The organism is Roseivivax sp. GX 12232, from assembly GCF_021272185.1.
Classification (GTDB): domain Bacteria; phylum Pseudomonadota; class Alphaproteobacteria; order Rhodobacterales; family Rhodobacteraceae; genus Roseivivax.
Map to the genome: position 1 here is coordinate 650233 of NZ_JAJSEC010000001.1, position 13951 is coordinate 664183.

A 13951-nucleotide genomic window follows, 5' to 3' on the forward strand; every position below is an offset into this window, starting at 1 on the left:
GCTAGGAGGAGCGCCGAACCCGATACCCCGGCCAGCGACAAGGGGCGCATATGGCGCGACATCTCATCACCTCCGCGATCCCCTACATCAACGGGATCAAGCATCTCGGCAATCTCGTGGGCAGCCAGCTGCCCGCCGATCTCTTCGCCCGCTACCAGCGCGCGCGCGGCCACGAGGTGCTCTTCCTCTGCGCCACCGACGAGCATGGCACCCCCGCCGAGCTCGCCGCCAAGAAGGCCGGCCAGCCGGTCGCCGACTATTGCGCCGAGATGCACAAAGTGCAGTCCCGCATCGCCGAGGGCTTCCGCCTCTCCTTCGACCATTTCGGGCGCTCCTCCTCGCCGCAGAACCACGCGCTGACCCAGCATTTCGCCGGGCGGCTCGACGCGGCGGGGCTGATCCGCGAGGTCTCGGAGACGCAGATGTATTCGCCGCAGGACGGCCGCTTCCTGCCCGACCGCTACATCGAGGGCACCTGCCCGAACTGCGGCTTCGAGAGCGCCCGCGGCGACCAATGCGACAATTGCACCAAGCAGCTCGACCCGGTGGACCTGATCGATCCTCGCTCGACGATTTCGGGCGCCACCGACCTGGAGATGCGCGAGACCAAGCATCTCTTCCTCTGCCAGTCGCAGATGAAGGACGAGCTCGAGGCCTGGATCGACGGCAAGGCCGACTGGCCGGTGCTGACCACCTCGATCGCCAAGAAATGGCTGAACGACGGCGACGGGTTGCAGGACCGGGGCATCACCCGCGACCTCGACTGGGGCATCCCGGTCAAACGCGGCGACGCCGACTGGCCGGGCATGGAGGGCAAGGTCTTCTACGTCTGGTTCGACGCGCCGATCGAATATATCGCCAGCGCCCAGGAATGGGTCGAGGCCGGCAAGGGCACCGACTGGCAGCGCTGGTGGCGCACCGACGCGGGCGCCGAGGACGTGCGCTACACCCAGTTCATGGGCAAGGACAACGTGCCTTTCCACACGCTGTCCTTCCCCGCGACGATCCTCGGCTCGGGCGAGCCCTGGAAGCTCGTCGACTACATCAAGTCGTTCAACTACCTGAACTACGAGGGCGGGCAGTTCTCCACCTCGCGCGGCCGCGGCGTCTTCATGGACCAGGCGCTCGAGATCCTGCCGGCGGACTACTGGCGCTGGTGGCTCCTGAGCCATGCCCCCGAAAGCTCCGACGCCGAGTTCACCTGGGAGAACTTCCAGAGCTCGGTGAACAAGGACCTCGCCGATGTCCTGGGCAATTTCGCCAGCCGGGTGACGAAGTTCTGCCGCTCGAAGTTCGGCGAGCAGGTGCCCGAGGGCGGCGCCTTCACGGAGCGCGAACGCCAGCTCGTCGCCGACCTGCAGGAGAAGCTCGGCGAGTATACCCGCCAGATGGAGGCCATGGAGGTCCGCAAGTCCGCCATGGCGCTGCGCGGGATCTGGGTGCTCGGCAACGAATACCTGCAGGAGGCCGCGCCCTGGGCCACCTTCAAGGAGGACCCCGCGCAGGCGGCCATGCAGATCCGCCTCGGGCTGAACCTGATCCGGCTCTTCGCGGTGCTCTCCGAGCCCTTCATCCCCGATGCCGCCGCCCAGTTGCTGGAGGCCATGCAGGACCCCGAGGCCGCCTGGCCCGAGGATGTCGACGCCGCGCTGCAGGCGCTCGCGCCCGGCCACGCCTTCACGGTGCCCGATGTGACCTTCCGCAAGATCACCGACGCCGAGCGCGAGGACTGGCAAGCGCGCTTCTCCGGCCGCCGGGACTGACAAAGGCCACTCCGGCGTGCGCCGGGCCCCGCTCACAAGCCCGGCCCCGCGCGCGCCCTCTCGGTCCCAACGCCCAAACCCCGACCTCACAACCCGCGCGCCGCCGGACAAAACGCGCGCGCGCCCAACCCGCGCCCGCCTCAACTTAAAGCGCAGCACACCCCACCCGCACCCCACCCCACCTGCTTCAGGTTGGCAAAAATACCTCGGGGGTGAATGCGGGCGGCACGCCCGCTGAGGGGGCAGAGCCCCCCGGTCCGGGGCGCCGCAGGCGGCCCGGACCCACCAAACTGCCAAAAACCAACAAAAAAAAGACGCGCCCCGCTATGGGGACGCGCCTTCGAGGTTTGTCTTGGATCTCGGCTTAGGCTGCCTTGATCTCGACAAGTTCGATATCGAAGTTCAGGTCCTTGCCTGCAAGGGGGTGGTTCGCGTCGAGCGTAACTTCGCTGTCGTTCACCTCCGCCACGGTCACCGGCATCACCTGGCCGTTCGGCGTCTGCACCTGCAGCTGGGTGCCGATGTCGAGCGGGATATCCTCGGGGATCTGCTCGCGCGGGACGGCCTGGAAGGCCTCGTCCTGGCGCTGGCCATAGGCTTCGTCCGCGGGGATCTCGACCGACTTCTTGTCGCCGACGGTCATGCCCGGCAGTACCTTGTCGAGGCCCGGAATGATCTGGCCCGAGCCCACGGTGAACTCGAGCGGGTCCCGGCCGGCGCTCGAATCGAAGGTCGAGCCATCGGTCAGGGTTCCGGTATAATGAATAAGAACGGTGTCGCCGGTTTTCACCTCGGTCATGGAACATCCAATTCTGTTCTGGGAGTGGGTTTCGGCGAGGCCGCAGCTGGGCAGGTTCTCGCCACTTGGCGCAAATACTAAGGATTCCGGCTTGCGAATGAAAGGGGGCGCGGCGAATTCGCTGCCGGGAACTGGCGGTGCGGGCTGCGTGTTGCTCCTGTCCAGACGCCGGGGCGGCCCCGATGCGGGGTGTGACCGGCGCGACATGCACACCAAGGCTTGACCGGCCGTCATCTTGCCCGGCCGGGCGAAGCGCAGACAATGGGCAGATACCGGCAAGGCTGCTCGAACCGAAGGGGACCGTCCATGATCAACCGTCGCACATTCGTCGCCGCCGCCACGGCCGCGCTGGCGGCACCGAGCCTGGCCCGCGCCCAGGGCTTCCAGCTCGAGCCGATCTACCAGCCGCAGACCGTGAAGGTGAAATCCTCGCTGGCGCCGCAGCAGATCATCGTGCTGCCGCGGGCGCATTTCCTCTATTTCGTCGATGCGCCGGGACAGGCGCGCCGCTACGGCGTCGGCGTCGGCCGCGCCGGGCTCGAGTTCCAGGGCGAGGCGGTGATCGAGGTCAAGAAGGAATGGCCGACCTGGCGCCCGACCGACGAGATGATCGAGCGCGAGCCCGAGGCCTACGAGAAGTTCCGCGGCACCGACTACGTGCAGCCCGGCGGGCCGAACAACCCGCTTGGCGCCCGCGCGCTCTATCTCTTCCAGAACGGCCGCGACACCTTCTACCGCATCCATGGCACCAACCAGCCCTCCTCGATCGGGCGCTCGGTGTCGAACGGCTGCATCCGGATGATCAACGATCACGTGATCGACCTCTACAACCGGGTGCCCACGGGGACCAAGGTCACGGTCATCTGAACGTGGGCGGACCCGGGCCAGCGCGGCGGATCGAGTTCGATCTGATCGTCGTCGGTGCCGGACCGGCGGGAAGCGCCGCGGCGGCTTCGGCGGCTTCGGCGGCCCGGGCGGGGCTGTCGGTGGCGCTGGTCGACCGCGCCGACTTCCCGCGCGACAAGCTCTGCGGCGGGGCCTTCTCGGGCCGGGCGCAGGGCGCCTTCGCCCGGGCCTTCGGGGGCGAGATGCCCGAGGCGCCGCATCTGACCCGGAGCGCGATCACCTTCGGCGCCTTCGGCGAGACGCTCGGGCATTTCGAGGACATCCCCCCGATCCATCTGACCATGCGGCGCAGCCTCGACCTGGCGCTTTTCGAGGCCGCCCGTGCCGCGGGCGCCCGGACCTTCACCGGCCAGGCCCCCGAGGCGCTGGCGCTCGACGGCGCCCGCCCCTCCCTGCGGGTGGGCGAGACCGAGCTGTCCGCGCCGCTTCTGATCGGCGCCGACGGGGTCTCGAGCGGCGTCGCCCGCGCGCTCTTCGGGCGGCCGTTCGATCCCAAGGAGATCGGCTTCGCGCTCGAGGTGGAACTGCCCGAGGACAGCGACCCGACCGGGTTCCGCATCGACTTCGGTGCCGCCGCCTGGGGTTATGGCTGGGTCTTCCCGAAGACCTGCGGCACGACGGTGGGCCTTGGCGGCATCCACGCGCGGAACCCCAAGATGCGCGAGAGCCTCGCGGCCTACCTGGCGGAGCGCGGCGTCAGCGGCACGCCGCGCATCAAGGGCCAATACCTGCCCTTCGGCGCACCGCGCCGGGTGCCGGGGGCGGGCCACGTCTTGCTTGCGGGGGACGCGGCAGGGCTGGTCGATCCGATCACCGGCGAGGGCATCGCCTATGCCATGGAAAGCGGCCGGCTTGCCGCCGAGGCCGCAGAGGCCGCGCTCTCCGAGGGCCGCCCGGAGCGCGCGCTGATCCGCTATCGCCGGGCGCTCGGTCCCACCCATCGCGCCATGGCCCATGCCCGGCTGATCCGCCCGGTGCTGTTCCAGCCGCTCCTGCGCGACGCCTTCGTCGCGGGCTTCCGCAACTCGCGCAGCCTCAAGGACGACTACCTGCGGCTCCTGGCCGGAGAGCTGGAATATGCCGACATCACCCGCAAGCTCGCCGCGCGGATGCCGCGGCACATCTGGCGGGCGCTGACGCTGCCGCGCGACAAACGGCACGGGATCGCCGCGCGCCTGCCTTGAAGTTGCCGCAAATGAGGGGCGTAAACGGTTTATTGACGCCCGGCAGCGAGGCTGCCCGAAGCTCCCTCAGGAAAGGCGCGGAATGTTGGTGATCGCCCTCATCGCAGCAAGTCTCGCAGGTGCCGTGGCCAGTGCCGCCGGCTGGGCCTTCTTCGGGATGAGCCTCGGGGCGGCGTTCACCCTCTACGTTCTGGCCTCGCTGCTGGGCGTCAGCCTCTTCGCCGCGGCCCTGCTGCTGCGCCCGGACCTGCACGACGCCTGAAGGGCGCGCATCTTCCCCACAGATCCGACAGGCTGATCCTGCGGCCGCCGGTGCCGCCCGGCCCGGGACCCTGCCCGCGCCGGTTGCGGCTCAGCCCATCATGTAGAGCACGAGCAGAATCGGGATCACGCCCGCGGCGGCGATGTTGAACAATTTCGCGGCGTGCGCGAGCCCGCGGAAGGCCGGGCTCTGGTCGAAGGCGGACTTCGTGGCGAAGGCCGCATAGGCCAGCCCGCCGGCCTGACCGTCCTCGATGTCGCGGTGGCGCATGAGCTGCGCCTTCTGCCGGCTGTAGCGCTCAAGCATCTCGTTTCGTGTCATTTTCCTGCTCCTCGTCACCAAATGACCCCGGGGGTTTTCCCATCTTCAGAAATGGCGCGCGGAACCCGTCCGGCAAGTGCGTCCCCGGTCAATCACGGCTTCGTCAGCGCATTTCGGAGGCGCGCAAAAATTCTTGCCAGACGCGACAAAAAAAAGAATCCTGCCCTTGCTGCGTTACGACAATCGACCTGCTCCTTCGACCAAGGCCAGTCTCTCGATTTCCACTGACTAGGCCGGCCTGCCGCAATACCGCGGGCAGGACTATACTACGACTAAGGAGCACGACGATGGCCACTGGCACCGTCAAATGGTTCAACACCACCAAGGGTTACGGCTTCATCGCCCCGGAATCCGGCGGCAAGGATGTCTTTGTCCACATTTCGGCGGTCGAGCGGTCCGGCCTCACAGGCCTCGCCGACAACCAGAAAGTCAATTACGAGCTGCAGACCGGTCGCGATGGCCGGGCTTCGGCGGTCAACCTCGAGCTGGTCTGACCGAGGGCACATCCTCATGTGACCGAAAAGGCGCCCCGGCGGGGGCGCCTTTTTTCATGGTCGGGGGAAGGTGCGATTGGTCCTTGATGCCTGCGGGAGCGCGGCCTGGCAACGCCGGGTGACGCGCCGCGACCAAGTCACCCCGGCAGCCCCCTGCCCCCGGACCTCACTCCGCCCGCGCGCGCTCGATCAGGTCGAGCACCACCGGCCCAAGGTCCTCGACGATCCGCGCCACGCCCTCGGCGTTGGGGTGGATGCCGTCGGGCTGCATGTAGGCCCGCGCCGCCTCGGCGGTGTCGCTCTCTTCGGTCAGCGCGGCGAAATAGGCGGGATAGAGCAGCGTGTCATAGGCTTGCGACAGCTCGGGATAGATCGCGTCGAAGGCCTGCTTGTAGTCCGGCCCGTAGTTCGAGGGCGCCTCCAGCCCGACCAGCAGCACCGGCAGCTCGCGGGCGCTGGCCTCGGCCAGGATCCCGTCGAGATTCTCGCGGGCGACCTCGGGGGCGATGCCCCGGAGCATGTCGTTGCCGCCGAGCGCCAGGATCATCGCGTCGCTCTCGGGGCTGAGCGACCAGCCGACCCGCGACAGCCCGCCCGCGGTGGTGTCGCCCGAGACCCCGGCGTTCACGATCTCGGCATCGGCCCCCGCCGCATCGAGCCAGCCCTGCAGCACCGGGACCAGCCCTTCGCCCTGCGCGAGCCCATAGCCCTGCGTCAGCGAGTCCCCCAGCGCCACCACCTCGAGGGTTTCCGCCTTGGCCGCGCCGGCACCCGCCGCCAGCAAAACCACCGCCGCCAGCGCGTTGAAGGCGCCGGGACGCGCCCCATATGTGAACGAATTGAACATTTGCACGGGCGGGAATTTGCGCGACATGGCCTCACCTTCGGATCACGTTCTTTCGCTTGAAGATGTGACCTTGAGCCTGAACGGCAATGCCGGGACGGTCGAGATCCTGCATGACATCACGCTTTCGGTGACCAAGGGCGAGACGCTGGGCCTCATTGGCCCCTCGGGCTCGGGCAAGTCCTCGCTCCTGATGGTCATGGGCGGGCTCGAGCGCGCCAGCGCCGGGCGGGTCTCGGCGCTCGGGCGCGACCTGACCGCCATGGACGAGGACGCGCTGGCGCGCTTCCGGCGCGATCACATGGGCGTGGTCTTCCAGTCCTTCCACCTGATCCCGACGATGACGGCGCTGGAGAACGTCGCCACGCCGCTGGAGCTCGCGGGCGACCGCGACGCCTTCGACAAGGCCCGCGCCGAGCTCGAGGCCATCGGCATCGGGCATCGCGCCGATCACTACCCGTCGCAGATGTCGGGCGGCGAACAGCAGCGCGTGGCCCTGGCCCGCGCCGCCGCGCCCCGGCCCGAGATCCTCCTGGCCGACGAGCCCACCGGCAACCTCGACGGGGTTAATGGTGCTGCGATCATGGACATGCTCTTCGGGCTGCGCGACCGCCACGGCGCGACGCTGGTGCTGGTCACCCATGCCCCCGACCTTGCCGCGCGCTGCGACCGGGTGGTGACGCTGAACGACGGGCGCCTGGCCTCCGAGAAGATGGCCGAGGCGGCGGAATGAGCTTTCGGACAGCGGCGACCTTCGCCCGGCGCGAGCTGCGCGGCGGTCTCAAGGGCTTTCGCGTCTTCCTGGCCTGCCTCGCGCTTGGCGTCGCCGCCATCGCGGGCGTCGGCTCGGTGCGCTCGGCGATCCAGGCCGGGCTCGAGGACCAGGGCGCGGTCCTGCTGGGCGGCGAGGCGGAGGCGCAGTTCACCTACCGCTACGCCACCGAGGAAGAGCGCGCCTGGCTCGACAGCGTCTCGACCGAGATCTCGGAAGTGGTGGACTTCCGCTCCATGGCGGTGGTCGGCGAAGGCGAAAGCGCGGAGCGCGGGCTGACCCAGATCAAGGCGATCGACGGCGCCTATCCGCTGCTCGGCCAGGTCGTGCTGGCCCCGGAGATGCCGCTTTCCGAGGCGCTTGCGGGCGACGGCGCGGTCATGGCGCCGATCCTCGCCGACCGGCTGGGGCTCTCCCCCGGCGACGACTTCCGGCTGGGCTCCAAGACCTTCACGCTCTCGGCGATCCTCGAGACCGAGCCCGACGACGCGGGCGGCGGCTTCGACCTCGGCCCCCGGACCATGGTGCGGACCGAGGCGCTCGAGGGCGCGGGGCTTCTGGAACCCGGCACGCTGTTCGAGACCGAATACCGGATGCTCCTGCCCGAGGGCACCGACCTCGACGCGATCAAATCCGAGGCCGAGGACCGCTACCGCGACGCCGGCATCCGCTGGCGCGATGCGCGGAACGGCGCGCCCGGCACCGCGCGGTTCGTCGACCAGCTCGGCGGCTTCCTGGTGCTGGTGGGCCTGTCTGGCCTGGCCGTGGGCGGGGTCGGTGTCTCGGCGGCGGTGCGGGCCTACCTGGCGCGCAAGACCTCGGTCATCGCCACGCTGCGCACGCTGGGCGCCACGCGCGAGACGATCTTCCTCACCTATTTCCTGCAGGTCGGCGTGCTGGCGGTCGTGGGCATCGCCATCGGTCTGGTGCTGGGCGCGGGCGTGCCCCTGGCCTTCGCGCCGCTCATCTCGGACGCGCTGCCGGTGCCGACGCTCTTCACGCTGCACCCCGCGCCCTTGGCCGAGGCCGCGCTTTACGGCGTGCTGACCGCGCTTCTCTTCACGCTCTGGCCGCTGGCCCGCGCCGAGGAGGTCCGCGCCGCGACGCTCTTCCGCGACGCGCTCTCCTCGGCCAAGGCGCTGCCCGCGCCGATCTACCTGGCGGTGACCGCGCTTCTGCTGGTCACGCTGGTCGGCGCGGCCATGGTCTTCTCGGGCGATGCGGAGCTGACGCTCTGGACCGCGGGCGGCATCCTCGGCTCGCTCCTGATCCTGGTGGGCGCGGCCTACCTGATCCGCTTCGCGGCGCGCGCGGCCACCACCGGGGCGCGCGGGCGCCCGGCGCTCAGATGGGCCCTGGCCTCGATCGGCGGCCCGCGCGAGGAATCCGCCTCGGTCGTCCTGTCGCTGGGCCTCGGCCTCGCCGTCCTGGCCGCCATCGGCCAGATCGACGGCAACCTGCGCAGCGCCATCGACCGCGACCTGCCCGAGGTGGCGCCCTCCTATTTCTTCGTGGACATCCAGAAGGACCAGATGGAGGGCTTCCGCGAGATCGTCGACGACCCGGCGGTGAGCCGCGTTGACAGCGCGCCCATGCTGCGCGGCGTCATCACCGAGATCAACGGCGCGCCGGCGACCGAGGTGGCGGGCGATCACTGGGTGGTGCGCGGCGACCGGGGCATCACCTATGCCGCCCAGCCCGACGAGCGCACCCGCGTCGTCGCCGGGGAATGGTGGGCCGAGGACCACAGCGGCCCCGCCGAGATCAGCTTCGCCCAGGAAGAGGCGCAGGAGCTGGGCCTGTCCCTCGGCGACGTGATCACCGTCAACATCCTCGGGCGCGACATCAGCGCCGAGATCACCTCCTTCCGGGTGGTGGATTTCTCCACCGCGGGCATCGGCTTTGTGATGACCATGAACCCCGCCGCGGTCGAGGCGGCGCCGCATACCTTCATCTCCACCGTCTATGCCGACCCCGAGGAGGAGGCCCGCATCCTGCGCTCCGTCTCGGAGGCTTATCCCAACATCACCGCGATCGGCGTGCGGGACGCCATCGACCGGGTCTCGATCCTGCTCGACGGCATCGCCGAGGCGGTGCGCTGGGGCGCGGCGGCGACGCTGGTCACCGGCTTCCTGGTCTTGATCGGCGCGGCGGCGGCGGGCGAACAGGCGCGCACCTACGAGGCGGCGGTGCTGAAGACGCTGGGCGCGGGCCGCCCGCGCATCCTGAAAAGCTTCGCGCTGCGCTCGGCGCTCCTGGGCGCGGGCGCGGGGCTCGTGGCCATCGTCGCGGGCATCCTCGGCGGCTGGGCGGTCTCGGTCTTCCTGATGGAGACCAGCTACGCGGTGATCTGGCCCTCGGCGCTCGGCATCGTGGCGGGCGGGCTGGTGGCCACGCTGCTGGCCGGGCTCGCCTTCGTCTGGCGGCCCCTTGCCGCCCGGCCGGCCCAGGTGCTGCGCGCCCGGGAATGAGACTTGGCACGGGGGCGGGGCTGGTCTACCCCTCGCCCCCGCGCACCAAGACAACAGGAGCCCCCGGCCCATGTCCGACAGCCTTCCCGCCCCGATCACCACGCTGACCCGCGCGCAGAAGCGCCAGGTGCTGAACCTCGTCCGGCGCACCGCCCGGGCCGAGATCCTGCCGCGCTTCCGCCGGCTCGCGCCTTCCGAGATCGCCACCAAGTCCGGCCCGCAGGACCTTGTGACCGAAGCCGACCGTGCCGCCGAGGCGATGCTGACCCGCGGCCTGCAGCAGATGTTCCCGCATGCGCTGATCGTCGGCGAAGAGGCCGCCTCGGAGCATCCCGAGATCGAGACGGGCATCGCCGAGGCCGAGATGGCCTTTCTCGTCGACCCGGTGGACGGGACCTGGAACTACGCCAACGGGCTCTCGACCTTCGGGGTGATCGTCTCGGTGGCGCGCTACGGCGTGCCGGTCTTCGGGATGCATTACGACCCGGTGATGGACGATTGCATCTGGGCCGACAGCGAAAGCGCCGCGGAATTCGTGAAGAGCCGCCGGGGCGCGCTGCCGGTCCGCGCCGGTGGCGGCGGCGAGATCAAGGATCTGGCGGGCTTCGTCGGGCTGAGCCTCCTGCCCGAGGAGAAGCGCGCCTCCATGGCCGCGACCTTCCCGACGCTCCTGCGCGCGATGCAGCTGCGCTGCGGCTGCCATGAATACCGGGTCTTTGCGCAGGGCGGGGTGGATTTCGTCTTCTCCGCCGGGCTGACGCCCTGGGACCACACCGCGGGCGCGCTGATCGCGAAACAGGCGGGCGGCCATGTGGCGATGCTCGACGGGTCGGACTACCGCGCCGGCCGGCGCGAGGGCTACCTGCTCGCCGCCGCCGACAAGCCCACCTGGGAGCGGCTGCGCGACCTCTGGTCGTTCCTGCTGGACTGAGGGGCCTCGGGGCCGGGCGGGCCTGCTGTGGGAGCTCTCAGGCGGCTGTGAGGGCCGAGGGGCCGGTCCCGCCCCGTCGAGGGCCTGCTGTAGGACCTCTCGGGCCGTTGTGAGGCCCGAGGAGGCCCTGCCCGGCCCCTACATGGCCCCGACAGGCCCCGGTCCTCTCGCGGCACCACCATCGCCCCCTGCCCTACAGCACACCGGCTCCTGCCCTACAGCACACCGGCCCCTGCCCTGCGTCGCGGCCGCCCCCTGCCCGATCCCCCTCGCCCCAACGCAAACGCGCCCCGGACCAGATGGCCGGGGCGCGTTTCGCTTGTCCTCATAGAAAGCCCGAAAGCCCTATTCCGCCGCCTCGGCGTAGTCCTCCATCGGCGGGCAGGTGCAGATCAGGTGCCGGTCGCCGTAGACGTTGTCGACGCGGTTGACCGGCGGCCAGTACTTGTCGACCCGGAAGGCGCCCGGCGGGAAGCAGCCCGCCTCGCGGCTGTAGGGCCGGTCCCAGTCCTTCACCAGGTCCTGCATGGTGTGCGGCGCGTGTTTCAGCGGGTTGTTCTCCGCATCCATCCGGCCTTCCTCGATCGCCCGGATCTCCTCGCGGATCGCCAGCATGGCGTCGCAGAAGCGGTCGAGCTCGGCCTTGGTCTCGCTCTCGGTCGGCTCGACCATGAGCGTGCCCGAGACCGGCCAGGACATGGTCGGCGCGTGGAAACCGCAGTCCATCAGCCGCTTGGCGATGTCGTCCACCGTCACGCCCGCGGTCTTCTGGAAGGGCCGCACGTCGAGAATGCACTCATGCGCGACGCGGCCGTTCTCCTGGCCCTTGTAGAGGACGTCATAGGCGCCCTCGAGCCGCTTGGCGATGTAGTTGGCGTTCAGGATCGCCACCTTGGTCGCCTGGGTCAGCCCGGCGCCGCCGGTCATCTTGATGTAGGCCCAGGAGATCGGCAGCAGCGAGGGCGAGCCGAAGGGCGCCGCCGAGACCGGCCCGGGCGCCTGGCCCGACACCGGGTTCGAGGGCAGATGCTCGGCCAGATGCGCCTTCACGCCGATCGGCCCCATGCCGGGACCGCCGCCGCCATGCGGAATGCAGAAGGTCTTGTGCAGGTTCAGGTGGCTGACGTCGCCGCCGAGGTCGCCGGGCTTGGAGATCCCGACCATGGCGTTGAGGTTCGCCCCGTCGATATAGACCTGCCCGCCGTGCTGATGGGTGATCTCGCAGACCTCCTTCACCGTCTCCTCGAAGACCCCGTGGGTCGAGGGATAGGTGATCATGATCCCGGCCAGGTCGGCGGAATGCTTCTCGGCCTTGGCGCGGAAATCCTCGAGGTCGATGGAGCCCATCTCGTCGCATTTCACCGGCACGACCTTCCAGCCGACCATCTGCGCCGAGGCGGGGTTGGTGCCATGGGCGTTGACCGGGATGAGGCAGACCTTGCGGTGCCCCTCGCCGCGGGCGGCGTGATAGGCCGCGATGGTCAGGAGCCCCGCGTATTCCCCCTGCGCACCGGAATTGGGCTGCATGGAGATCGCGTCATAGCCGGTGATCGCGCAGAGCTTCTCGTTCAGATCGGTGATCAGCTCGGAGTAGCCCTCGGCCTGGTCCTTGGGACAATAGGGATGCAGCATCGAGAACTCCGGCCAGGAGATCGGCATCATCTCGGCGGCGGAGTTGAGCTTCATCGTGCAGGAGCCGAGCGGGATCATCGCCCGGTCGAGCGCCAGGTCGCGGTCGGCGAGACGGCGCATGTAGCGCATCATCTCGGTCTCCGCGCGGTTCATGTGGAAGACCTCGTGCTGGAGGTAGTCCGACCGCCGGATCAGCCCCTCGGGCAGCCGGTAGTCGGCGACCTCGGCGTAGTCGCGCTCGATCCCGCAGGCGCGCCAGACCGATTCGATCTTCTCGGGGCGCGTGGTCTCGTCGAGCGTGATGCCCACGCGGGTGCGGCCCACCGGGCGCAGGTTCACCCCCTCGCGCACCGCGGCCGCCAGAATGCCCTTCTGGAAGAGCCCCACGTCCAGCGTCACCGTGTCGAAGAAACTGTCGTTCTCGACGGCGAAGCCCGCCTCTTCGAGCCCCTTGGCCAGGGTCGCGGCCTTGAGGTGGATGCGCTGCGCGATGGCCTTCAGCCCTTCGGGTCCGTGGAAGACCGCGTAGAAGCCCGCCATGACCGCGAGAAGCGCCTGCGCGGTGCAGACGTTCGAGGTCGCCTTCTCGCGGCGGATGTGCTGCTCGCGGGTCTGCAGCGCCAGCCGGTAGGCGCGGTTGCCATGGGCGTCGACCGAGACGCCGACCAGACGGCCGGGCAGCGCGCGCTTGTAGGCGTCCTTGGTGGCGATATAGCCCGCGTGCGGCCCGCCATAGCCCATCGGCACGCCGAAACGCTGGGTGGTGCCGACGGCGATGTCGGCCCCCATGGCGCCCGGCTCCTTCAGGAGGCACAGCGCCATCGGGTCGGCCGAGACGATGCCGAGCGCGCCGGCCTCGTGCAGCCGCGAGATCACCTCGGAGAAATCCGAGAGCCCGCCGTAGGTGCCGGGATACTGGAAGATCGCGCCGAAGACCGAGGCCGGGTCCAGATCCTCGGGGGCGCCCACCACCACCTCGATGTCGAGCGGCGCGGCGCGGGTCTTCATCACCTCGATGTTCTGCGGGTGGCAGTTCTCGTCGATGAAGAAGGTCTTGCTCTTGGACTTGGCCACCCGGCCCGCCATGGTCATCGCCTCGGCGCAGGCCGTGGCCTCGTCGAGCAGCGAGGCATTGGCGATCTCGAGCCCGGTGAGGTCCGACACCATGGTCTGGTAGTTCAGGAGCGCCTCGAGCCGGCCCTGGCTGATCTCGGGCTGATAGGGCGTGTAAGCCGTGTACCAGGCGGGATTTTCCAGGATGTTGCGCTGGATCGCCGGGGGCGTGACCGTGCCGTGGTAGCCCTGGCCGATCATCGTGGTCAGAACCTTGTTCTTCTTGGCGATCTGCCGCATCTCGAAGATCAGCTGACGCTCCGACAGCGGTTCGCCGAAGTCGAGCGGCGCCTCCTGCCGGATGTTCTTCGGCACCGTCTGGTCGATCAGCGCGTCGAGGTCGGCGACCTCGAGGGTCGCGAACATCTCGTCCATTTCCGCCGGAGACGGGCCGATGTGGCGCCGGTTGGCGAAGTCATAGGGGTCGTAATCGGTGGGATTGAAGCTCATCTCCGCCTT

General features: G+C 69.4%; 12 protein-coding genes. 8 read left to right on the top strand and 4 right to left on the bottom strand.

Translation table 11 applies throughout. From position 1 onward, the window contains the following. Positions 1–50 precede the first annotated feature (50 nt). Positions 51–1763, top strand: coding sequence for a methionine--tRNA ligase (metG, locus tag LR948_RS02985; RefSeq protein WP_232752435.1), 1713 nt, complete (start codon positions 51–53; stop codon positions 1761–1763). A 364-nt stretch (positions 1764–2127) separates the two neighbouring features. On the opposite strand, the gene LR948_RS02990 is transcribed toward metG, so the two are convergent. Further along, positions 2128–2562: a peptidylprolyl isomerase gene (locus LR948_RS02990; RefSeq protein ID WP_232752436.1), complete on the bottom strand. Its 435-nt coding sequence runs from the start codon at positions 2560–2562 to the stop codon at positions 2128–2130. 306 nt (positions 2563–2868) lie between these two features. On the opposite strand from LR948_RS02990, the gene LR948_RS02995 reads away from it, so the two are divergent. The 3 genes from LR948_RS02995 to LR948_RS03005 all read left to right on the top strand — a co-directional run bounded on the left by LR948_RS02995 (position 2869) and on the right by LR948_RS03005 (position 4914). Continuing rightward, positions 2869–3429, top strand: coding sequence for a L,D-transpeptidase (locus LR948_RS02995; protein WP_232752437.1), 561 nt, complete (start codon positions 2869–2871; stop codon positions 3427–3429). A 2-nt stretch (positions 3430–3431) separates the two neighbouring features. Next, complete coding sequence (locus LR948_RS03000; protein WP_232752438.1) at positions 3432–4652, top strand: geranylgeranyl reductase family protein; 1221 nt, start codon at positions 3432–3434, stop codon at positions 4650–4652. 82 nt (positions 4653–4734) lie between these two features. Then, on the top strand, positions 4735–4914 hold the full coding sequence (locus LR948_RS03005; protein WP_232752439.1) for a hypothetical protein: 180 nt from the start codon (positions 4735–4737) through the stop codon (positions 4912–4914). Between the two features lie 90 nt (positions 4915–5004). Here the strand turns inward: LR948_RS03005 and LR948_RS03010 are convergent, their stop codons facing one another. Continuing rightward, entirely contained in the window at positions 5005–5235 is a 231-nt protein-coding gene (locus LR948_RS03010) for a hypothetical protein (RefSeq protein ID WP_232752440.1), read from the bottom strand. Between the two features lie 287 nt (positions 5236–5522). Here LR948_RS03010 and LR948_RS03015 point away from each other — a divergent pair, with 287 nt between their 5' ends. Beyond that, complete coding sequence (locus tag LR948_RS03015; protein WP_232752441.1) at positions 5523–5729, top strand: cold-shock protein; 207 nt, start codon at positions 5523–5525, stop codon at positions 5727–5729. Between the two features lie 166 nt (positions 5730–5895). Here LR948_RS03015 and LR948_RS03020 read toward each other — a convergent pair whose 3' ends face one another. Next, the gene (locus LR948_RS03020) at positions 5896–6603 is read right to left on the bottom strand and encodes an arylesterase (RefSeq protein WP_370634852.1); all 708 of its coding nucleotides are present in this window, start codon (positions 6601–6603) and stop codon (positions 5896–5898) included. On the opposite strand from LR948_RS03020, the gene LR948_RS03025 reads away from it, so the two are divergent. From LR948_RS03025 to LR948_RS03035, 3 genes are all read left to right on the top strand, one after another. After that, positions 6602–7306, top strand: a complete 705-nt coding sequence (locus LR948_RS03025) for an ABC transporter ATP-binding protein (protein ID WP_232752442.1) — start codon at positions 6602–6604, stop codon at positions 7304–7306. The genes LR948_RS03020 and LR948_RS03025 overlap by 2 nt on opposite strands. Next, positions 7303–9816 (top strand): ABC transporter permease, encoded by a 2514-nt coding sequence (locus LR948_RS03030; protein WP_232752443.1) that lies wholly within the window; start codon positions 7303–7305, stop codon positions 9814–9816. Before LR948_RS03025 ends, LR948_RS03030 begins: the two co-directional genes overlap by 4 nt. 70 nt (positions 9817–9886) lie before the next feature. Continuing rightward, positions 9887–10747 (top strand): inositol monophosphatase, encoded by an 861-nt coding sequence (locus LR948_RS03035; protein ID WP_232752444.1) that lies wholly within the window; start codon positions 9887–9889, stop codon positions 10745–10747. Positions 10748–11092: 345 nt separating this feature from the next. Here LR948_RS03035 and gcvP read toward each other — a convergent pair whose 3' ends face one another. Then, complete coding sequence (gene gcvP, locus LR948_RS03040; protein WP_232752445.1) at positions 11093–13942, bottom strand: aminomethyl-transferring glycine dehydrogenase; 2850 nt, start codon at positions 13940–13942, stop codon at positions 11093–11095. Between the last annotated feature and the right edge of the window lie 9 nt (positions 13943–13951).

Excerpts from the sequence above, each read along its gene's own strand:
- LR948_RS02995 (WP_232752437.1), top strand. The coding sequence starts at position 2,869 with ATGATCAACCGTCGCACATTCGTCGCCGCCGCCACGGCCGCGCTGGCG.
- LR948_RS02990 (WP_232752436.1), bottom strand. The coding sequence starts at position 2,562 with ATGACCGAGGTGAAAACCGGCGACACCGTTCTTATTCATTATACCGGA.
- LR948_RS03015 (WP_232752441.1), top strand. The coding sequence starts at position 5,523 with ATGGCCACTGGCACCGTCAAATGGTTCAACACCACCAAGGGTTACGGC.
- LR948_RS03010 (WP_232752440.1), bottom strand. The coding sequence starts at position 5,235 with ATGACACGAAACGAGATGCTTGAGCGCTACAGCCGGCAGAAGGCGCAG.
- LR948_RS03005 (WP_232752439.1), top strand. The coding sequence starts at position 4,735 with ATGTTGGTGATCGCCCTCATCGCAGCAAGTCTCGCAGGTGCCGTGGCC.
- gcvP (WP_232752445.1), bottom strand. The coding sequence starts at position 13,942 with ATGAGCTTCAATCCCACCGATTACGACCCCTATGACTTCGCCAACCGG.
- LR948_RS03020 (WP_370634852.1), bottom strand. The coding sequence starts at position 6,603 with ATGTCGCGCAAATTCCCGCCCGTGCAAATGTTCAATTCGTTCACATAT.
- LR948_RS03030 (WP_232752443.1), top strand. The coding sequence starts at position 7,303 with ATGAGCTTTCGGACAGCGGCGACCTTCGCCCGGCGCGAGCTGCGCGGC.
- LR948_RS03035 (WP_232752444.1), top strand. The coding sequence starts at position 9,887 with ATGTCCGACAGCCTTCCCGCCCCGATCACCACGCTGACCCGCGCGCAG.
- metG (WP_232752435.1), top strand. The coding sequence starts at position 51 with ATGGCGCGACATCTCATCACCTCCGCGATCCCCTACATCAACGGGATC.
- LR948_RS03025 (WP_232752442.1), top strand. The coding sequence starts at position 6,602 with ATGGCCTCACCTTCGGATCACGTTCTTTCGCTTGAAGATGTGACCTTG.